The organism is Shewanella sp. SG41-4 (assembly GCF_014164505.1).
Lineage (GTDB): Bacteria > Pseudomonadota > Gammaproteobacteria > Enterobacterales > Shewanellaceae > Shewanella.
In genome coordinates this window covers 1-19,978 of the sequence record NZ_JACJFI010000008.1, presented here as the reverse complement: position 1 = coordinate 19,978, position 19,978 = coordinate 1, and the positions used below count along the sequence as shown (strand labels likewise).

The window sequence follows — 19,978 nt, the reverse complement described above, 5'->3', positions numbered from 1 at the left end:
TTAATCGTTATGTAACACGATATTTTACTCTCTTGTAACATAACAGCATTTTTGGCAGTGTAGAAACTTAACCTATTTCTCGTTATCAACAGTGAGCGTTCATGAATAATAATACTATTACCACAATGGCCTTGGCGGTATTCGGATTGACGATGGCATCTACGGTGGTAGAGGCTGCCGATATTAACGTTATTTATGCTGGAACATTATTAACTACGCCAGGCGAGTCACCTTTAACTCAGCAAACTGTGGTGATAAAAGATGGGGTAATCACTTCTATCACTTCAGGCTATCAGTCTGCACCGATGGCGAACGAGAATGACAATGTTGAGATGATTGATTTAAAAAACAGCTTTGTTATGCCCGGAATGATGGATATGCATGTTCATTTACAAGGCGAGTTAGGACCGAATAATGATAGCGAGGCTTTGCGAATGTCGGATGCTGATGTGGCGATGCACAGTGTTTATTTTGCCAAGAAAACCTTGTTAGCAGGTTTCACAACGGTACGAGACTTGGGCGCTAAACCGGAACAGATTTACGCATTACGCGACGGCATTAATAAAGGTTGGGTTGATGGCCCGAGAATTATTGCATCTGGTGGCGTGTCGGTAACGGGAGGCCATGGTGATGTTGATGGTATGAGCCCTGATTTACTTGATAAGTTCACCTCTAAAACCATTTGTGATGGGCCTTATGATTGCCGCCGTGCGACTCGTAGGGCGATAAAGTTTGGCGCTGATGTGATTAAAATCACCTCTACCGGAGGAGTGTTATCGGACACTAATACGGGTACTGGCCAGCAAATGGATGATGACGAACTTAAGGAAATTATTGATACTGCGCATGCTTTAGGCCGTAAAGTGGCCAGCCATGCCCATGCTGCCCAAGGCATTAATGCAGCGTTGCGCGCCGGCGTCGACAGTATTGAACATGGCAGTTACGCCGATAAAGAAAGTATTAAATTAATGAAAAAAAGTGGCGCGTTTTTAGTGCCTACATTGTTGGCGGGCGACACGGTAGTGAAAATGGCTAATACCGCAGGGGCTGACTTTATGTCGCCTGCCATTAAAGCCAAAGCGATACGTGTTGGTGGCGACATGATGCAAAACTTCAGTGCGGCTTATAAAGCAGGAGTTAATATTGCTTATGGCACCGACAGTGGGGTGTCACATCATGGTGATAATGCCAAAGAAGCTGTATTGATGAGCAAGGCCGGTATGAGTAATGAGGATATTTTAATCAGTGCGACGATAAATTCGGCAAAACTGATTGATATGTCAGATAAACTTGGCACTTTGGAGGTTGGCAAGTATGCCGACATCATCGCGACGCCTAAAAGTCCTCTTGAGCAAATTGAAGCGTTATTAGATGTGTCATTTGTGATGAAGAGCGGAGTTATTTATAAGCGTTAATGTTATTTATTGTTACAGGTTAGTGGTGTCGATAATAATTAACCTCAACGCTCAATTTGAGTTGAGGTTAATTAGTAAAACAGATAATAGTTTGAGTATCGTTTATTGTTCGGAGCTTAGGGTAAATTGACTTGAGCTCAAACATTGTCGATTCCAGCACGATAATCAGTGTCTATTTTGTGGTATTTCAATAATATCCAGAGTGTCGCACTGCGGATTTGAATCCAGACATTGATTATTTGATTTTCACGATAGATCTTCTCATACTTGACCGCGCTGACGATACAGTATGGTCAACTGTATGTGGTAAGAGTATGTTGTTTGATTAGCGTCATTAACATCATTAATGACGTATATGGATATATAGATGGTAGCTAAGGAATGCTCATGTCGCTTGAAGTTGTTGGATTAATGATTTTCATCTTATTGTTAGTTATCGCTTTGTTGCTTTTTTTTAACTTAAACCGATATCGCCAGCAGCAAGCTAAAAAGATGATGTTAGATACCTATGAACTTATTCTTGATCAAGTTGATGCCTACATTTATTTAAAAGACACTCAATGTAAATACATCTATGCGAACCAACTGACGCTTGACTACTTCGGTGTGACGCTTGAAAACCTAAAGGGTACATCCGATAGCGATTACTTTCCCGAAAACGTTGTCGATATATTGCATGTAAATGACACTAAAGTGCTTAATTCACAAAGTAAAATATCAGACGATATTATTGTAGATACCCCTGCCTCGCTCATTGTGTATCACGAAGTTAAGCAACCCTTATACAACCATAAAGGCAGATTAATTGGCCTTATTGGTATTTCTACCGATATTACCGCAGCCTATCATTTACGTTCAAAACTAGAGCGACTCGCTAATACCGATTCATTAACGGGGTTGTTTAACCGTCGTTCATTTACGTCTTTTTGTGAACATGAGTTTTTTCGAGCTACTCGCTATTTTCAACCATTCTCGTTAATGATCATTGATATCGATTTATTCAAAAATGTGAATGACACCTATGGCCATCTAGTGGGCGATGAGGTGATTAAGCGCGTTGCCAATATATGCAATGAACATGTCAGGGAGGCTGATGTATTGGCTCGAATTGGCGGTGAAGAATTTGCTGTTTTATTGCCCGATACTGATATTGATTCTGCTTATGTGTTGGCCGAGCGGTTAAGAGAAGCTCAACAACAGTATGACGAACCACAAACCCCTTCGATAACCATTAGTATTGGTGTTGCAACCTTACGTTCTCAGGATAAATCATTTTTAGAGATATTTAAGCGGGCAGATAAAGCGTTGTATTCATCTAAACATGTTGGTCGCAATAGTGTCAATGTCGCGTAATGGCACGTGATTGATGATCATTTCTTTAGGATAGTAAAATGGGTTTTATAGCATTTTATTTCGATAAAACAATGTAGTGGCATTAAACAATCGGCTATAGGTCTACAAAAATCGGTTCTAGACCTTAAAAAATTGTTAATTTAAGTTGCGCGCAATTAGTTATCGTGATTATCATATGACTAAGTAAAACAAATTAAACTCAAAATTTTGAGTCATTTTGTGAATTAGAACTCAATATGACTAGGCAGTTTTAGCCTAAATTGATCCAGTTGTCGTTTTAGATCGGTGATTTCAGACATTTCGATACCGCATTTATCAAGAATACATAGGTGAATCTGTTCTGCTTGGGGCTGCAGTAGATGACCTTTTTCGGTTAATTGCATGCACAAGGTCCGTTCATCTAAGGGTTCGCGGATGCGCTTTAGCAGGCCATCAGTTTCGAGTCGTTTTATGACCGGTGTTAATGCTCCAGATTGTTGCCCGAGTTTGCTGGCTAAGGTTTTTAAACTTAACCCATCTTGCTCCCAGAGGACTAACATCACCAAATATTGAGTGTAGGTTAGCCCGATAGAGTCTAATAAAGGCTTGTACAGTTGGGTAATCGCCAATGACGTTGAATAAACAGCAAAACACAACTGATTTTCGAGTAATAGATGTTTGTTTTTATTCATATCAATCGCTTAGCTCGCAAAGTTGTTGATCATATTTTAATTGATCAACTTAAGTAAAAGGAACGTATTGTTTGGCCTTGGTCGTTTATGGTAACAGTGTTTGGCTGATATCAGTATTACAGCTGTAAATTGCTTTCAATAACCGAGGTCATATTGTCTTCTCAAGTACCATTTTATGGTGCCTATGCTATTTAAAGGACACAAGATGAACGCTCAAAATCGTCGTATAGTTCTCGCCAGCCGTCCACAAGGTGAGCCTGTTGCTAATAATTTTCGCTTAGAAACCGTCAGTAAGCCTGTACCAACAGAAGGTGAGGTGTTATTGCGCGCGGTGTATTTATCGCTTGATCCTTACATGCGTGGCCGTATGAATGACGCCAAATCATATGCAGATCCTGTTGCGATTGACGATGTGATGGTGGGCGCTGCGGTATCACAAGTGGAAGTGTCAAATCATCCTGATTATAAAGTAGGTGAGTGGGTATTAGCGTTTGGTGGTTGGCAAGATTATTTGGTATCTAATGGTGAAGGGCTTATGAAACTGGGCGATAACCCAAGCCATCCTTCTTATGCGTTGGGTATTATGGGCATGCCAGGCTTTACTGCGTATATGGGGCTATTAGACATTGGCGCACCTAAAGCGGGCGAAACCATTGTGGTTGCAGCAGCTACTGGGCCTGTTGGCGCAACGGTTGGCCAAATTGCTAAGCTGAAAGGCTGTCGAGTTGTTGGTATCGCCGGTGGTGAAGAAAAATGTCGCTACGCGAAAGAAGTATTAGGCTTTGATGAATGTATTGACCATAAAGCGGCTGATTTTGCGCAGCAATTGGCAACCCATTGCAGCGATGGCATTGATGTGTATTTTGAAAACGTTGGCGGTAAGGTGTTTGATGCGGTTTTACCGTTATTAAATACCGGCGCTCGAGTGCCAGTGTGTGGCTTAATTTCTCAGTACAACGCAACTTCATTACCCGAGGGACCTGATCGTTTGTCATTACTGATGGGCACATTGCTGGTTAAGCGCATTAAGATGCAAGGCTTTATTATTTTTGACGATTATGGCGACCGCTATCCAGAGTTTGCTAATGATATGGGGCAATGGTTGGCGCAGGGCAAAATTCAATATCGTGAACAGATTGTCGATGGTCTTGAAAACATGACTAAAGCCTTTATCGGGCTGTTAAAAGGCGAAAACTTCGGCAAGGTTGTCATTAAAGTAAATAATCCTCTGTAATCTAAACGATTGCAGCTAAACATAAAGTATATAAGGAATCATAATGAAAATATTAATGGTATTAACGTCACACGATCAATTAGGCGATACAGGTAAAAAAACTGGTTTTTGGTTAGAAGAATTGGCTGCACCATACTACGCATTTATCGATAAAGGTGTTGAGGTTGTTTTGACCTCACCTAAAGGTGGTTTACCGCCATTGGATCCAACAAGTGATCTTGCTGATTTTCAAACTGACTCTACTCGTCGTTTTACTGCAGATGCTAAAGCACAGGCTTTACTCGCCAATACGCTCACATTGGCGTCAATTGATGTAGCCGATTATGACGCAGTATTTTACCCTGGCGGTCATGGCCCATTATGGGATTTAACCAATGATAAAGACTCTATTGCCTTAATTGAGCAGTGCTACAAAACAGAGAAACTTTTAGGTTTAGTATGTCATGCACCTGCGGCACTTAAGTACCCTAAAAAGCCAGACGGAACTCCACTTGTTGCCGGTAAAAATGTGACTGGTTTTACTAATGGTGAAGAAGAAGCCGTACAGTTAACTGACGTTGTGCCGTTTTTAGTTGAAGATATGCTACAGCAAAATGGTGCGACCTATTCTAAGGGCGACGATTGGCATCCATATGCAGTAGTTGACGGTAAATTAGTGACGGGTCAAAACCCTGCATCGTCTGAACTAGTGGCAGAGAAAATGTTAGCTTTACTAAGCTAATTATATATTGATAGTTCTAGTTAGTCGTAACTCGAAGTTACAACGTAAATAGATTGATAAAAGCAAACCCCGTGAGTTATTCATTGGGTTTGCTTTTAATCACTAACAGTACAAGGATGGCTTAATGATTAAACTACATCACTTAAATAAATCACGTTCAAAACGCATTATTTGGTTGTTAGAAGAATTGGGTGTCGATTATGAGTTGGTTGCGTATCAGCGCGATGCAACCACATTTCTAGCACCAGAATCGTTAAAAGCGGTTCATCCATTAGGTAAGTCGCCAGTATTAGAAGCGAGCGGTTATACCATTGCTGAGTCTGGGGCGATTACCGAGTATTTAATTCAAACTTATGGCGCTGATAAACTGATGCCAGCACCAGACACGGCTGATTATATTGATTATTTACAATGGATGCATTTTGCTGAAAGCTCTGCAGCTTTGCCATTATTATTGAAGATTTTTGTCAAAATGGATGGCGCTGAAACACGGTTTATTGGTGGCTATGCCGATGCAGAAACAGCAAAAGTGATCAGCTATGTTAACGACCGTTTAGAGGGTAAGTCATACCTAGTTGGTAACAGTCTTAGCGGTGCAGATATTATGATGTCGTTTATTGCAGAACTTGTTGGCCAAAACGGTGAGTTTGACAAGTACCCTAATATTGCTAAGTACTATCAACAGTTAATGAGTCATGCATCATTTAAAAAATCGATGCAAATAGAAGCTGAACACGATCGTTAACAATTAGATTGTATTAGTACTAAAAGGACGAACTGAGTTCGTCTTTTTTATTTTGGCGTAAGCACTGACAGTTAACATCGGCCTATCTTTTGTAATGTATTTTACGTCATTAAGTAATGCTTATACATTATAATTGCTGATTCGCTTTGGTTAAAGTTTGTTCGCCATCATACTAAGGTGTTAGTATAGGGGTCGTGTTAGTGTGTAAAAAGGCTAGATTATGTCTACTTTATCTGATGAAGAGATTGCTTATTTTAGCGGTGTTTTCTCGCCAGAAGATGACAGTGCCGATAATTCTTTATCGAGACATTCATTAAGTGTTGCGACTGAAATACCGCAAGTGCTTGCTCATATTTTGGGGAATGCCAAATTAACCTTATTGGCAGAAATTAGTTATTACCGTTTATGGTTTCCGTTAACCTTAAAGCAGGATGAGCTTGGGCAATTTTTGCCAGAGTTAGGCATTCCTGAAGTGATAGACATGCGCGGCGGTGAACGTAGCTGGCGCCTCAATGATGTCAAAAATATAAAAGTCATTGATAACGATACGGCTAAATTTGTTGAAGTATTATCTTTATCGAGTTCAGGTATGACGATTAAAGTACCGCAAGAGCTTAACGCCAAAGTGCCGCGTTTAACTCAGCTTATTTTACCTAATGGTGAACACCTCGATATGGTGTTTGAACCGGTAAGAACTGAAAACGGGATCATTGCAGCAAAAATTAGTGCAGAAGGTGAGTCCCGTGAAATATTGCGCCAATTTTTATTTAGCGAACATAAAGCTAAGTATTCGCATCTTTACAAAAATATTAACCGCTAACTGTAAAATCCTTGGCTAACATGGTTTTGAATGCACTGATAAATTCATCATCACTTTTTGCCTGTATTAGTTGGCATAACTCATCACCAACAGTGGTAAATCGATAATAAGTAAATAATAGGTGCTGATGTTTAGGTTTTAACGACAAGTTGGCATTACACATGGTTAGCTTAATATGTTCATTAGTGCTCAATAGCCCTGTTTCAAATTCACTTTTATGTAAAATCCCCGCATCGACTAACGTTAAAATACTTGAATAAGGTAAGCCGAATTGCGACAAGCCGAAATTGGTTTGAGTATGCTTCCTAAAATATTGTTTCATTCCGCCGTTAATACGATAACTACTGAGCAGTTTAAATCTGGGCTCGGTGTTGATTTTAACCGACATGCCTAAGGCTTTTTCAAATATCTGTGCATCTCGAAACGTCAGTTGCAGTAATATTGCTAAGGTTCGAAGGCTAAAGTTACCTGGGTTGACGACTTCACTGGCTAAAATTCTGGCCCATAAATCCTGCATCTTACGGTTATGGATTTGTTCTGCCATTTGAAAGAATTGGTAGCGCCAATCAGGATCTAATTCAACTCCTGTCACATCGGATGGGGTGTAATTGAGTGCTAATGCAAAAATACTTTCAAGATTGGTCTGATGCTGGCTGAGTTGCTTGCGTTGACGGTGTTCTGCACGCTCGGCAACTGATGCCGTTGAAGGACGATAATCGTCCTCGCTGGCTAAACCGATAATACGCCCAAGTAATAAGGTTTTTTTGCGAGCGGACACTTGAGTATTGTCATCTAGCGTTGCCGTCACATCAATATCAGCCATCATTAACCCCCTTTATGCATTACACTTTCGCCATGTTTATATGGTATGACATCTGTGCTAAATCGTTTAGTGTTTTGTCGTTAACGGTGACCATAAGGCTTCTTTACCAGGCTCCGGATGACGCGGCACATTGAATGCTAAAGCAAGTGAACACAAAGCAAATCCAGTGCCTATGAAGAATACCGCTTTTGGCGAACTCAGCCATAAAATGCCTAACAAAGCCGGGATAATAACCGCGGCAATATGATTAATAGTAAAGCTGACCGACATGGTTGATGCAATATCTTGTTTATCAGCAATTTTTTGAAAATAGGTTTTCATCGCAATCGCCATAGCAAAAAGCAGGTGATCAATCACATACAGTCCAGCCGCAATATTGGCGTCGTTGACATAAGCGTAACTACTAAAAATAATCACTAAGCCAACGTATTCGATAATTAACGCGTTACGTTCACCCATTTTTCCAATAAAGCGACCAATGGTTGGGGCAAAGAGTAAGTTAACGACATAGTTGATTAAGAATAAAGCGGTGATTTCAGACACCGAATAGCCAAACTTTTCAACCATCATGAAGCCAGCAAACACCATGAAAATTTGCCTGCGCGCCCCAGAGAAAAAGGTTAGCAAGTAATAAAGCCAGTAGCGTTTTCGAAGTATTAAGTGTTTGTGCTGAATGGATCCAATCGCAAACCGAGGAAAATACACTGCCATGATGAATACCATGAGTAATCCACATCCGCCAATAATGCTATACATCCAGATGTAGTCCAGACTCAGCCAACTCATAATTAACCAAATTGAGCCATAACCAACAAGTGCCGCAGCCGAGCGCCACGCTAACGCTTTGCCCATAAAGCCAGGTGCATCGGCTTTATCTACCCACTGTAATGTAAGCGACTGATTGATTGTTTCAAAATAATGAAACCCAATCGACATGAGTATGGTTGTTAAATACAGCCCGATGACATCGGGAAACCAGCCGGTAATTCCCACTCCGATACACAATAGTGCCAACGATGTTAAGGCAAAAGTTTGCTCTTTGATCAGCAGCAATACAAACACCGCGGTAAAAGCTAAAAATCCTGGTACCTCTCTTAGACTCTGCAGTAATCCAATTTCAGCGCCAGTAAACGCGGCGCGTTCAATCACAAAATTATTTAACAGTGCCTGCCAAACTGCAAACACCATGGACATTATAAAGGTCATCCATAGCAGTAAATGTTGCGGGTTAGTGCGTTCAATAAAGGCAGATTTACCATTAAATAAGGCCGAGTTACTGATGTCTGGCATTGAAAATACTCAGTTTATAGGAGGTTTTTAAGTTGTTATTTTCCATAGTGACATGAAACGGTTTGTTAAGTGAAATGTAATTTAGTGTAAATAAAATAGCCAATCTTAATGTAAATTATAATGCGAATCGTTATTATTTGATTTATGGTTGTTGCGTTTATTAGAGGGAGCATTAACGTGACGTGTCGGAGAAACAGATGAATAAAAAGTTAACCTTGTTGGCAGTATCTGTGGCAAGTGTATTGGGTTTGAGCGTAATACCGAATGCTCAAGCTGCAACGAATACTGAAACATTAGCCAAAGCCATTGCCAAGCAGGAAGCTGAAATTACGATATTAAAACAGCAGCTTGCTACATTAGCAGCCGAACAAAAACAACAACAGCAGCAAAACAAACAAGTGGCGACTCAAGTTGACACTGTGTTGCAACAAACCACTAAAGCGCAAGACCGTTTGAGCCGTTTTAGCTTTAACTCATATGGCAGCGCTGTTTACACCAGTGATGAATATTTCGATAACGTACAAGATACATCCGCAGAGCGACGTAGTCGTACTGATTTAGAGCGGATTGTGACCGAGTTTGGTTATCAGTTCACTGATGATTGGAGTATGGAAGTTGAAATTGAGTATGAGCACGGTGGCACTGGCACCTCACTAGAATATGACGGCTTTGATGAATTTGGTGAGTTTGAATCCGAAGTTGAAGCGGGTGGCGAAGTGGTGGTTGAAAAAGCAGAAATTCGTTACCGTCCATCAAAAGCCTTTGGGGTGAAATTCGGTAATATTCACTTGCCTATTGGCTTGTCGAGCATGTTACACAAACCTAATCAATATCTAACAGTGCAACGTCACAAGAGTGAAGCTGCGATGATGCCGACCGTTTGGAACGAAAACGGTATTGGTGTTTACGGAGAGATTGCCGATTTTCATTATCAGGCACAAGTTGTCAGTGGGTTAAACTCTGAGTATTTCCGCACTTATGATTGGGTGGCATCAGGCCATCAAAAACGCTTTGAAGAAGTGAATGCTGACGACCTAGCATTTGCTGGCCGTATTGATTATGGCAATTTCAAAACCGGTAGTGCTGTCGGCGTGGCTTATTACTACGGTAATACCAGTGGTAATCGCCATAAGAGTAACAAACTCGATGTTGATGGTGCTCTTAGTATTGTGTCTGTTGCCGGAGCCTTTGTTGAAGGCCCATGGATCCTCCGCGGTCAATATTTATATGGCTCGTTAGACAATGCCGATGCCATTACCCAAGCCAACAAAACCACTCCAGGTTTACGTCCAGGTAATTTTGCTCAACTGGGTTCAGAGTCGCAGTCGTTCTTTGTTGAGGCGGGCGTCAAACTTGATGAATGGTTTGATATTCCGATGACCGTGTTTGCCAATATCGATTATTCCAATCCACTTATGGCCGTTGAAACAGGCACCGCAACCAAGCGTTATGAAAATACTTGGAGCAGCGTGGGTATTAACTATTTCCCGATACCTGAGATTGTGATTAAAGCCGAAGGTGGTCTTCATCAAGTGGCTGTTGCCAGTATTCCTGACACCAATTTCTTTGCTTTAGGTGTGGGATATCAGTTCTCGCTATAAGCAAATTTAATTTTTTGACCTGTTTTTTGACTTATTTTTTACATGGAGTTTTATTATGCGTTTTAACTACACTGCAATCTCACTAGCACTAGTGGCAACATTATCCGCGTGTGGCGGTTCGGGCTCGGATGACACTAGCACCCCGACAACCCCAACAACACCTACAACCGGTTTTAGTTTTGTCGCGACAGAAATGATCACTAACTTAACCGATGATGTGATTGTGGCTGGTTATGCTGATTTAGCGGCAAAAGGTGATGCCTTATTATTGGCAACCCAAACTTTACTTACTTCAACGGTACAAGCCGATTTAGTGGCTGCACAAAATGCGTGGAAGTCTGCTCGTCAACCTTGGGAGCAAGGGGAGTCGCATATCTTTGGCCCAGTAGACTCATTGAGTATCGACCCGCATTTAGACAGCTGGCCGTTAAACACCACTGACTTACAAACCCAGTTAGCCAACAGTAATGGTTTTGATGCCGACACCATTAAAGGTTGGAATGATGACGTTCAAGGTTTTCATACCATGGAATATCTGTTGTTTGGCGATGGTGTTAACAGCAACACAAAGTTGATTGCAGATCTTAGCACCAAAGAGCGTGAGTATTTAATCGCCTTAGCGGAAGTGTTCCGCGATTACACCGCGCAATTAGACAATGCTTGGCAAGTGAGCCATAACCCACAAGATGCTAACGCCAAACCTTATGCCGAGCTGCTTAAAACTCCTGGCGATGCCACTAACACTATCTACTCTTCACAGCTGGCGGTTATTGAAGAATTGATCAACGGCATGATTGGTATTGTCGATGAAGTGGGTAACGGTAAAATTGCCGATCCATTCGGAGAGTCATTAACCACGGCAGACACCTCTAAGGTGGAGTCGCAGTATTCGTGGAACTCACTAACCGACTTTTCAAATAACATCATTGGTGTGCGTAACGTTTATCAAGGCGAGTTTACGGGTGGTGCCGATAAGCAAGGCTTAATTGATTTTGTAACAGCAGCTGATGCGACTTTAGCTACGCGAGTCGCCAGCGAAATTGATGATGCCATTTTAAAAATTCAAGCCATTTCGGGTAGCACTAGCATGCCGTTCCGCCAAGCGATTCTCGATGCTGATGGCCGTGCTAGAACCCAAGTCGCCGTGGATGCATTAACAAAGTTACAAGCGACGCTGCAGTCAGATGTGCTGCCTTTATTATCTGATTGGAACTCATAATTTAGCTGTTACCGTCTCAATAAGGCCATGGAACGACCTTATTGAGAGGGTAAGTGTGACCAAAAAAATAGAGACTCAACTCATAACAAGGTCGCATTACTGCCAAATAAACTCAATTTTTAGTGTGAATGTGCGAGACAAAGATGAACAAATTATTACGACAACCATATTGGTTTGTAGCATTACTGGGGCTTAGCCTTAGTGCTTGTGGTGGCAGCGGCGATGATGAAACCTCGCCAGATCCCATTGATCCGGTAGTGACTTATCCTAGCTATACCTCAATTGTTGCTTTAGGTGGTGACACCACGACATTCGATGCCAGTAACTCTGGCCATGGCTTTTCAACGCCATCGTTAAATTTAACGGCAGATGAACTCGCGTTACATTTACGAGGTGATACCAACTTTGAAGTCTCGTTTACTACAGCCCCGAATGATCAACACCCTGAGCTTGATGGTTTAGGCCCTGTATTTAATAACGCTGACTGTAATTCTTGCCATCAACGCGATGGTCGAAATTCCACTCCCTTTTTGGCCGCAGATGAAACTCGGGTAAAACTGGGTTCGGCAGCGGGTATTTTCTTACGTATCAGCAAAGCTCCTGCTGAACCTTGTACTGTAGGAACTGCAGATAATAATTACTGTGCGCCGATTAAAGTGCCAGATTTTGGTGACCAGCTATTTCATCGCGGAGTGTTAAAAGCGCGCCCTGATTGGCAAGACAATGCATTTGTTGGTCAAGCAGATGTGTATTTGTCTTATGAGCGACATGATGAAGTGTATGCCGATGGACGCACCATTAGTTTGAAGAAGCCTATTTTTGCGGTCGAAAATCCATATGATGCACCAGGCGAAACCAAACAAAGTACCAATGTAACTTCAAATCTATTACAAGATGATGTGTTAATGGGTTGGCGTAACGGCATGCCTGTGTTTGGTTTAGGGTTGCTAGAAGCAATACCTGAGGCAAGTATTCTCGCCAATGTTGATGCTGATGACAGCAATAAGGATGATATTTCTGGACGGGCTAATTGGGTATTTGATGCCATAAAAGCACAAAATGGTGACAGTACACCCTTGTCTTTAGGTCGCTTTGGTTGGAAAGCCAACACTCCAAGTGTGCGGGTACAATCGTTAGGTGCATTACGTGGTGATATTGGTATTACTAACTCGTTATTTCCTGATGAAAGTATTGTTGGTACCAGTTTACATGATTCATATTTAACACGAACTGGGTTTGTTGATACTGGTGAAGATGTTAATGGCGCGCCTGAGGCGAGCGCAGAATTCAGTGACTCAGTGGTATTTTATGCCGAAACTTTAGCGGTGCCAGCCAGACGTAACGTTGATAAAACTGCAGTGCGTGAAGGCGCTCGGTTATTTGAGCAACTTAATTGCAGCAGTTGTCATACGCCGTCGTTTGTGACCAAAACCTCAGGTGATATTGGCGGATTACCGATGAGCGACAGCTTAAAAGGCCAAACTATTTATCCATTTAGTGACCTGTTGTTGCACGATATGGGTGAAGGACTGGCAGATGGTCGTCCAGACTTTTTAGCCGACGGTAACGAATGGCGTACTCGACCATTGTGGGGCATAGGCTTAACCCAAACGGTTAATCCACAAGCCGGATTTTTACATGACGGCCGCGCAGCAACCTTGGAAGAAGCCATTTTGTGGCATGACGGAGAATCTAAAACGTCTAAGCAAGACTTTATGGCCTTAACGCAAGCAGAGCGTGATCAAGTTATCGCCTTTTTACAGTCGTTATAAATTGCTGTAGAGCTCAATAGACCCTAGCTATTTATGGCTAGGGTATTTTTTTGCGCGGTAGTTCACATTGCATTACGGTAGTTCATATTGCGGTAATTATGGATGATGATGACGTGATCTGTTTCATGTAAATTTTCGCGCCAGTGGTCTAAGATACTGTATTACTTTTAAATGATTTCATTCGAGGTCAGCATGAGCCAAATTTTACTGATCCATTCAAGTGTCCATGGTTACACTCAAAAAATATGTGAATATTTACAGCGTCAACTAATTGAGCAAGGCGAACTGGTCACGGTAGCATCCTTAGCGGAAGCCCCAGATTTGGCTCTATTTGATAAAGTGTACATTGGCGCCAGCATTCGTCATGGCAAACATCGCCCAGCCCTGTATCAATTTATTGAAGATCATCGTGCGGAATTGGACAATAAACCCAGTGGTTTTTTCTCGGTGAGTTTAGTGGCGCGCAAACCCAATAAGAATACGCCGCAAACTAACAGCTATATGCAACAGTTTTTAAGTCAAAGCCCTTGGCAGCCCAAGTTATTACAGGTGTTTGGCGGTAATTTAGATTACCAAGGTTATGGTGCTATGGACCGGAATATTATTCGGTTTATTATGTGGCTAACCAAAGGGCCAACAGACCCTAATACCAAAGTAGAGTTTACCGATTGGCAGAAAGTTGATGAGTTTGCTCAGCAAATAATAGAGGCTTAATTAATGGCATTAAAGCTGTTATGGCAGCGTATTGAGGCAGTATTGCATCCATTGATGATATTGATGTCGTTGTTATTAATTTGCACCAGCCCATGGATATTCATTGGACGTCAATTAAGTCCTCGCGCCAGTGTTTGGGATGTATTTCATGTTTACGGTGGCTTGTTTACCGCACTGTTAGCATTGATGTTTGCTTATAAAGTGTGTGCGGCCGGGCAGTGGCGGCAGTTTTTTCCTTGGCTTACCTTTGAGTTAACGCCATTGCTTGCAGATGTGCGAGGGTTGGTGCACGGTCAATTGCCACATTCTGGGGGTAAAGGTTTAATCAGTGTGATTGAAGGCATTGGGGTTATTTTGTTACTGCTGGTGGTGTGTAGCGGAGCTGGTTGGTACATAGCAGATCCTAGTAATGCTTTAGCATGGCGCGGTTATCATATTGTGTTTGCTCAGGGTTTTATTGGCTTTATTGTGCTTCATTGTTTATTGGCTCTTTTACATCTTCGCGATTTTTTTAATTAACTGTGCCTGAGTCGCTGGCAAACCGGCATTTTCATCAGCATAATCACCGGCAGAATGGTTTAGTTCAAATTGACTCATTATTGGGTATTCAATTGCTGAAACCAATTTAACGTAAACTGAATAAAACTGCTTAGCCTTGCGGATTGTTGTACCAACTGTGGGTGAATTAAATAGGCGGTCGATGCGTTCATGGTTTCTGTGGTTAAGATTGCTTGTAATGTGCCTGCTTGTATTTCGTTATCGACTAAATACTCTGGCCCGACAATAATCCCTCGACCCAATAATGCCAACTGTTTAAGCATATGATTATCGTTAACACTCAAGCAGCTATTGATTAATATCGGCTGAGCATTGAAGGTCCAGTGAGTTTGTTCTGTTGCCGTTAGGCATTGGTGATGTTGCAAATCCTCAATCGAATTGGGTGTGCCGTGTTGTTGAAGATATGCAGGGGCCGCACAACAGATTTGCTGATAATCAAATAGTTTTTTAGCGACCATGTTTTGCGGTGGTGTTGCAGTTGCCCTAAATGCGAGATCAAAATCGTTACGGGTTAAGTCGTACAGGGTATAGCTGCAATCAATACTAAAATGTACCTGCGGATGCAATTGCGTAAACTCATGGCAAATATTAAGTAAATGCCGTTGCGTTAGTTGGCTAGGCGCTGTAATGCGGATCCGTCCTGAAATGTCTTTGTTGTCGTGACGAATTCTTTTGTCTAGCATGAGTAAGTCGGCTTTCACTTGTCCCATGCTCGATAAAATCATCTCACCTTGAGGGGTTAGCCTTACACTGCGTGTTGTGCGAATAAGCAATGGCCGGCCTACTTCTTTTTCAAGTTGTCTAATCTGCTCAGATAAATAGCCTCTTGATATCCCTAACGAGGCAGCCGCTTCGGTAAAACTAAGTTGTTTGGCGACTTCACTGAATAAGAATAATCGCTCAAATTTTTTATGTTCGCGGCTCATGATTATGACCTTCTATAATATTTTATAGAGAACTGTAATCTGTTATTGGTAGATATACCAAATAATGATTTTGGTTTTTGCGGTTCATTTTTACGCGGAATCCCATACACTCATATTCATCATAATTATAAAAAGAGTATCAATATGACAGCTTTACCCTTAACAGAATTTTTACCAAATGTTAGCCCTATCGTGTATGGCTGTATGGGGCTGGGTGGCGGTTGGAATAACAATGCCATTACTCGAGCGGATATTCAGCAAGCCCATGAAGTTATTGATACTGCGCTGGATAACCAAATAAACTATTTTGATCACGCAGATATTTATACTTTTGGTAAAGCTGAATCAGTTTTTGGCAAAGTATTGGCTCAGCGCCCTGAGTTGCGTGAAAACATGTACCTGCAAACCAAGTGCGGTATTCGATTTGAAGACAGCAAAGGTCCCAAACGTTACGACTTATCAGCAGAGTGGATTAAGTATTCTGTTGATAACAGTCTCAAGCAACTCAATGCCGAATACCTTGATGTATTAGTGCTTCATCGCCCCGATCCGTTAATGCAACCAGCAGAAATTGCCGAAACATTTCAACAGCTCAAAGCTGCTGGTAAGGTACGTTTTCTGGGTGTTTCGAATATGCAGCAACATCAGATTAGCGCGCTGCAGCGTATGCTTGGTGAGCCATTAGTGGTTAATCAAATTGAAATGAGTCTGCAAAAACATGCTTGGGTAGACGAAACCGTTTATGCGGGTAATCAAGACGGCAAAGACATTAACTTTACCCCTGGTACGCTCGAGTACTGCAATCAACATAATATGCAAATTCAGGCGTGGGGCAGCTTATGCCAAGGGGTTTACAGTGGCATCGCAACAGCTGGACAGTCTACAGCCGTGCAGCAAACTAGCCAGCTTGTTGCTACGTTAGCCGCTGAATATCACACTAGCCCAGAAGCCATTTTATTAAGTTGGTTAATGCAGCATCCTAGCCAAATTCAACCTGTTATTGGCACCACCAACCTAGAGCGTATTAAGGCTTGTGCAAAAGCCACTAGCGTTTCGTTAAGCCGTGAGCAGTGGTATGCATTGTATGTTAGCGCTAAAGGGCATGAGTTACCTTAAACATTACGACAACATGTTTGATCAATACCCGAGCATTTATCGATGCCATTCAATTACAGGATTCTAAGACAATATGAACAAGACAACATGGGCACTATTGAGTGCAGCATTGGTGTTAAGTGGATGTCAGCAGGCAGAAACAGAAGTGGTCGCGTCGGCGGTTCAGCCTTTGCCACAACCAAGCGTACAAGCTGATATATACCAAGATTACTTACATCGTGATGTTCGGGACGATATTTTCTATTTTGTATTGCCAGACCGTTTTTATAACGGCGATAGCAGTAATGACAACGGCTCAGCAACCAAGCCCATTTCAGCTGGTGGTTTTGATACTAGCAGCAGTCGAGGTTTTCATGGTGGTGATATTTTAGGTATTGAACAAAAGTTAGATTATCTACAAAACCTTGGTATTACCGCGATTTGGATGACGCCATTATTGCGAAATAAAGCCATTCAATCAGATGGCATTGCGCATCATGGTTATTGGATTGTCGACTTTACCGAAATAGACCCGCATTTTGGCTCTAACGCAGACTTAAAGCAGCTTATAGACTCTGCACATCAACGCGGTATAAAAGTCTTTTTTGATATTATTACTAACCACACGGCCGATGTCATCAAGTACCAAGAGTGTCATCAAGCGTCGGGTGAGTTTATTGCGCCGCAAACCCATTGTGAATACAAGTCGTTATCTCAAGTTGAAAATGGCGACAGTTACACGCCGTTTTTGCCGCAAGATCAAGCGAGTGTAAAAGTGCCTGATTGGTTAAATGACCCACGTTTTTATCACAACCAAGGTGATAGCACATTTAAAGGTGAGAGCTCATTAAATGGCGACTTTAGTGGCTTAGATGATCTTAATACCGCAGATCCTCAAGTGGTATCTGGCATGGTTGATATTTACCAAAATCTGATTAAAGAATTTAAGCCAGATGGATTTAGGATCGACACGGTTAAACATGTGGACTTGTCATTTTGGCAAACGTTTAGCCCTGAAATCGTTAACTTTGCCAAGGCGCAAGGCATTCCTCAGTTTCATGTGTTTGGTGAAGTGTACGATACCAACCCTAACAACCTCAGTGTTTTTACCACCCAAGGCAAGTTACCTTCGGTATTGGACTTTGCGTTTCAACAAACGGCGGCAGATATTTTTTATCGCGGTAAGAGTCCTGTATTAGCCCAGCAATTATTTGCCCAAGATTCGTTATATAAAGATGACGACAGTCAGGCTGATTTATTGATGACTTTTTTAGGTAATCATGACATGGGCCGCACTGGTTATTTCATCAATCAAGCCAATCCTGATGTGAGCTCAGCCGATAAACTGCAACGCAGTATTTTGTCTCATGCGTTTATGTTTTTATCTCGTGGTATTCCAGTGATTTATTATGGTGATGAGCAAGGGTTCACAGGTGATGGTAATGACATTGCTGCGCGAGAAGATATGTTTGCATCTCACGTTGCTAGCTACAATGACAATATTTTATTGGGCACGAACGCGACAACGGCTGATGATAACTTTGACCCTAAACACCCTTTGTATCAAGCGATAGCGCAACTGAGTGAACTGCGTAAGCAATATCCTATTTTGCGTCGCGGCCAATATCAAGACCGCTTTTACCAAGCAGACAAAGACATGTTTGCATTCGCTAGGGTAGACCCTGAAACAGGGGCAGAATTTTTGATGGTGTTTAATAGCGGTGAGCAAGCGCAGACGATTAATGTCACTCAAGAGGGTAAGCGTTATCGCTTAATGACCACATGGCCAGATGTTGTCGTGCCATCAATTGAAGATGCCACACAGGCCGCATTAGCAGAATTAACGGTGACTTTACCGCGATTAAGTTATGCAATTTATACCACTGCAAGTTAAGCAATAGAGATACAAAAATGGCTATCCAGTGGATAGCCATTTTTGTATCGGTTGGCAACACTACTGTTTTAATGCTAAGTAGTTAATGACCCCAATGATGTCGTCCAAACTGCGCATTTCATTTAAATTGATAGCGTATTTATCGTTAACAATAAATGCCGGTACACTTTGCACTGCATACGTCACTTGCTGTTGACGCCACATGGTTAACTTTTTATTGGTGTCTGCACTGTCTGCTACCGTGTCATATTGCTTTGCATCGACACCAAACTGAGCAAAAACATTTTTAATATCATCACGGTTATTAATCTGTGATTTGTGCTCATGTCCTGCTGCAGCGTGGTCGTGCCCGCCAGTATTATCTTTGCCCTGGATTGCGCCAAACATGGCTATTTTTAACGCTTCTTTATTATCGAGTTCATGAATAACCGCTAATGCGCGCATGACTTCTGTACCTAAGTCGCTATTCATAAAGTCGACATGTTTACTGTCGAAGGTGATTTTTTTGTCTAAACCCGCCTTGATTTCAGGTAAGTACTGGCTTTCCATATTGAAACAGTTATGGCAATAGAACGAGAAGAATTCAGTGACTTTAGGTTCACTTGGAACCATGTTGTTAGATATTTGGGTGTAATGTTTGCCTTCAACAAATGGCGTAGCAAATGTGCTAAACGAGGCCGTGATGAGCGTCAGTACAATGGCGAAATATTTAATCATGTAAACCTCAAATCTATGTTAATGGCTAGTCAATGTTATTAGCCAATCGATGTTAATAGTTGATAGTAAATAGTCACTAGGATTCGATTAATCTGCTTGCGCTAATTAGGGTAAGTTTGTTAGCTGAATTATGGCTTAAATCATCAATTAAAAAGGTGCTATTTTCGTGACCGAGGCGTGCTTTATGAGGATAACTCCTTAATAAAGGCCAAATATTGATGTGAGTTTAATGATCTCTTCCAATGTCACCATTAAGTGACAATGGGTTGTTCATTGCTGGTGGCTAATAAGTAGGGGTTGATTTTGCGGGATTAATGTCGAGGGATTAATGAAGATAGGGGAGTGCTGCTTAATGATGACGGCTAACCCCCGATGACTAATGCTGATAGTTAATGCTGATAGTTAATGTT

At 41.8% G+C, this 19,978-nt stretch carries 18 protein-coding genes; 13 read left to right on the top strand and 5 right to left on the bottom strand.

Annotated features, from left to right (window positions below):
* The first annotated feature begins 101 nt into the window (after positions 1–101).
* Positions 102–1,415 (top strand): metal-dependent hydrolase family protein, encoded by a 1,314-nt coding sequence (locus H5202_RS01900; protein ID WP_182770451.1) that lies wholly within the window; start codon positions 102–104, stop codon positions 1,413–1,415.
* 387 nt (positions 1,416–1,802) lie between these two features.
* Positions 1,803–2,768 carry a sensor domain-containing diguanylate cyclase gene (locus H5202_RS01895; RefSeq protein ID WP_182770449.1) on the top strand — a complete coding sequence of 322 codons (966 nt, stop codon included), beginning with the start codon at positions 1,803–1,805 and terminating at the stop codon, positions 2,766–2,768.
* A 224-nt stretch (positions 2,769–2,992) separates the two neighbouring features.
* Here H5202_RS01895 and H5202_RS01890 read toward each other — a convergent pair whose 3' ends face one another.
* Positions 2,993–3,439 (bottom strand): MarR family winged helix-turn-helix transcriptional regulator, encoded by a 447-nt coding sequence (locus tag H5202_RS01890; protein ID WP_182770447.1) that lies wholly within the window; start codon positions 3,437–3,439, stop codon positions 2,993–2,995.
* A gap of 205 nt (positions 3,440–3,644) precedes the next feature.
* Between H5202_RS01890 and H5202_RS01885 the strand changes: the two genes are divergently transcribed.
* The 4 genes from H5202_RS01885 (at position 3,645) to H5202_RS01870 (ending at position 6,959) form a co-directional block, all read left to right on the top strand.
* Entirely contained in the window at positions 3,645–4,673 is a 1,029-nt protein-coding gene (locus H5202_RS01885; protein ID WP_182770446.1) for an NADP-dependent oxidoreductase, read from the top strand.
* 43 nt (positions 4,674–4,716) lie between these two features.
* On the top strand, positions 4,717–5,394 hold the full coding sequence (locus tag H5202_RS01880; protein WP_182770443.1) for a type 1 glutamine amidotransferase domain-containing protein: 678 nt from the start codon (positions 4,717–4,719) through the stop codon (positions 5,392–5,394).
* Between the two features lie 124 nt (positions 5,395–5,518).
* On the top strand, positions 5,519–6,139 hold the full coding sequence (locus tag H5202_RS01875) for a glutathione S-transferase family protein (RefSeq protein ID WP_182770442.1): 621 nt from the start codon (positions 5,519–5,521) through the stop codon (positions 6,137–6,139).
* Positions 6,140–6,359: 220 nt separating this feature from the next.
* Complete coding sequence (locus tag H5202_RS01870; protein WP_182770440.1) at positions 6,360–6,959, top strand: hypothetical protein; 600 nt, start codon at positions 6,360–6,362, stop codon at positions 6,957–6,959.
* On the opposite strand, the gene H5202_RS01865 is transcribed toward H5202_RS01870, so the two are convergent.
* Entirely contained in the window at positions 6,949–7,782 is an 834-nt protein-coding gene (locus H5202_RS01865) for a TIGR03899 family protein (protein WP_182770486.1), read from the bottom strand. The two genes, H5202_RS01870 and H5202_RS01865, sit on opposite strands and share 11 nt — an antisense overlap.
* 66 nt (positions 7,783–7,848) lie before the next feature.
* On the bottom strand, positions 7,849–8,988 hold the full coding sequence (locus tag H5202_RS01860) for an MFS transporter (protein ID WP_443019299.1): 1,140 nt from the start codon (positions 8,986–8,988) through the stop codon (positions 7,849–7,851).
* Between the two features lie 281 nt (positions 8,989–9,269).
* Here H5202_RS01860 and H5202_RS01855 point away from each other — a divergent pair, with 281 nt between their 5' ends.
* The 5 genes from H5202_RS01855 to H5202_RS01835 all read left to right on the top strand — a co-directional run bounded on the left by H5202_RS01855 (position 9,270) and on the right by H5202_RS01835 (position 14,897).
* Positions 9,270–10,673 carry a hypothetical protein gene (locus H5202_RS01855; RefSeq protein ID WP_182770436.1) on the top strand — a complete coding sequence of 468 codons (1,404 nt, stop codon included), beginning with the start codon at positions 9,270–9,272 and terminating at the stop codon, positions 10,671–10,673.
* A 55-nt stretch (positions 10,674–10,728) separates the two neighbouring features.
* On the top strand, positions 10,729–11,892 hold the full coding sequence (locus H5202_RS01850) for an imelysin family protein (RefSeq protein ID WP_182770434.1): 1,164 nt from the start codon (positions 10,729–10,731) through the stop codon (positions 11,890–11,892).
* Positions 11,893–12,035: 143 nt separating this feature from the next.
* Positions 12,036–13,664 (top strand): di-heme oxidoredictase family protein, encoded by a 1,629-nt coding sequence (locus H5202_RS01845; RefSeq protein WP_182770432.1) that lies wholly within the window; start codon positions 12,036–12,038, stop codon positions 13,662–13,664.
* A 192-nt stretch (positions 13,665–13,856) separates the two neighbouring features.
* A complete protein-coding gene (gene hemG, locus H5202_RS01840) occupies positions 13,857–14,378 on the top strand; it encodes a menaquinone-dependent protoporphyrinogen IX dehydrogenase (RefSeq protein WP_182770430.1) in 522 nt (173 codons plus the stop codon).
* Between the two features lie 3 nt (positions 14,379–14,381).
* Positions 14,382–14,897 carry a cytochrome b/b6 domain-containing protein gene (locus tag H5202_RS01835; protein ID WP_182770427.1) on the top strand — a complete coding sequence of 172 codons (516 nt, stop codon included), beginning with the start codon at positions 14,382–14,384 and terminating at the stop codon, positions 14,895–14,897.
* A gap of 77 nt (positions 14,898–14,974) precedes the next feature.
* Here the strand turns inward: H5202_RS01835 and H5202_RS01830 are convergent, their stop codons facing one another.
* Positions 14,975–15,862, bottom strand: coding sequence for a LysR family transcriptional regulator (locus H5202_RS01830; RefSeq protein ID WP_182770425.1), 888 nt, complete (start codon positions 15,860–15,862; stop codon positions 14,975–14,977).
* Positions 15,863–16,006: 144 nt separating this feature from the next.
* Between H5202_RS01830 and H5202_RS01825 the strand changes: the two genes are divergently transcribed.
* On the top strand, positions 16,007–16,978 hold the full coding sequence (locus H5202_RS01825) for an aldo/keto reductase (protein ID WP_182770424.1): 972 nt from the start codon (positions 16,007–16,009) through the stop codon (positions 16,976–16,978).
* Positions 16,979–17,051: 73 nt separating this feature from the next.
* Positions 17,052–18,851, top strand: a complete 1,800-nt coding sequence (locus H5202_RS01820; protein WP_182770422.1) for an alpha-amylase family glycosyl hydrolase — start codon at positions 17,052–17,054, stop codon at positions 18,849–18,851.
* A gap of 60 nt (positions 18,852–18,911) precedes the next feature.
* On the opposite strand, the gene H5202_RS01815 is transcribed toward H5202_RS01820, so the two are convergent.
* Positions 18,912–19,568 (bottom strand): thiol:disulfide interchange protein DsbA/DsbL, encoded by a 657-nt coding sequence (locus tag H5202_RS01815; protein ID WP_182770420.1) that lies wholly within the window; start codon positions 19,566–19,568, stop codon positions 18,912–18,914.
* Positions 19,569–19,978: the final 410 nt, after the last annotated feature.

Coding starts and splice junctions, on each gene's coding strand:
- H5202_RS01870 (WP_182770440.1), top strand. CDS start 6,360: ATGTCTACTTTATCTGATGAAGAGATTGCTTATTTTAGCGGTGTTTTC.
- H5202_RS01895 (WP_182770449.1), top strand. CDS start 1,803: ATGTCGCTTGAAGTTGTTGGATTAATGATTTTCATCTTATTGTTAGTT.
- H5202_RS01860 (WP_443019299.1), bottom strand. CDS start 8,988: ATGACCTTTATAATGTCCATGGTGTTTGCAGTTTGGCAGGCACTGTTA.
- H5202_RS01865 (WP_182770486.1), bottom strand. CDS start 7,782: ATGGCTGATATTGATGTGACGGCAACGCTAGATGACAATACTCAAGTG.
- H5202_RS01845 (WP_182770432.1), top strand. CDS start 12,036: ATGAACAAATTATTACGACAACCATATTGGTTTGTAGCATTACTGGGG.
- hemG (WP_182770430.1), top strand. CDS start 13,857: ATGAGCCAAATTTTACTGATCCATTCAAGTGTCCATGGTTACACTCAA.
- H5202_RS01835 (WP_182770427.1), top strand. CDS start 14,382: ATGGCATTAAAGCTGTTATGGCAGCGTATTGAGGCAGTATTGCATCCA.
- H5202_RS01820 (WP_182770422.1), top strand. CDS start 17,052: ATGAACAAGACAACATGGGCACTATTGAGTGCAGCATTGGTGTTAAGT.
- H5202_RS01880 (WP_182770443.1), top strand. CDS start 4,717: ATGAAAATATTAATGGTATTAACGTCACACGATCAATTAGGCGATACA.
- H5202_RS01875 (WP_182770442.1), top strand. CDS start 5,519: ATGATTAAACTACATCACTTAAATAAATCACGTTCAAAACGCATTATT.
- H5202_RS01890 (WP_182770447.1), bottom strand. CDS start 3,439: ATGAATAAAAACAAACATCTATTACTCGAAAATCAGTTGTGTTTTGCT.
- H5202_RS01855 (WP_182770436.1), top strand. CDS start 9,270: ATGAATAAAAAGTTAACCTTGTTGGCAGTATCTGTGGCAAGTGTATTG.
- H5202_RS01815 (WP_182770420.1), bottom strand. CDS start 19,568: ATGATTAAATATTTCGCCATTGTACTGACGCTCATCACGGCCTCGTTT.
- H5202_RS01830 (WP_182770425.1), bottom strand. CDS start 15,862: ATGAGCCGCGAACATAAAAAATTTGAGCGATTATTCTTATTCAGTGAA.
- H5202_RS01885 (WP_182770446.1), top strand. CDS start 3,645: ATGAACGCTCAAAATCGTCGTATAGTTCTCGCCAGCCGTCCACAAGGT.
- H5202_RS01900 (WP_182770451.1), top strand. CDS start 102: ATGAATAATAATACTATTACCACAATGGCCTTGGCGGTATTCGGATTG.
- H5202_RS01850 (WP_182770434.1), top strand. CDS start 10,729: ATGCGTTTTAACTACACTGCAATCTCACTAGCACTAGTGGCAACATTA.
- H5202_RS01825 (WP_182770424.1), top strand. CDS start 16,007: ATGACAGCTTTACCCTTAACAGAATTTTTACCAAATGTTAGCCCTATC.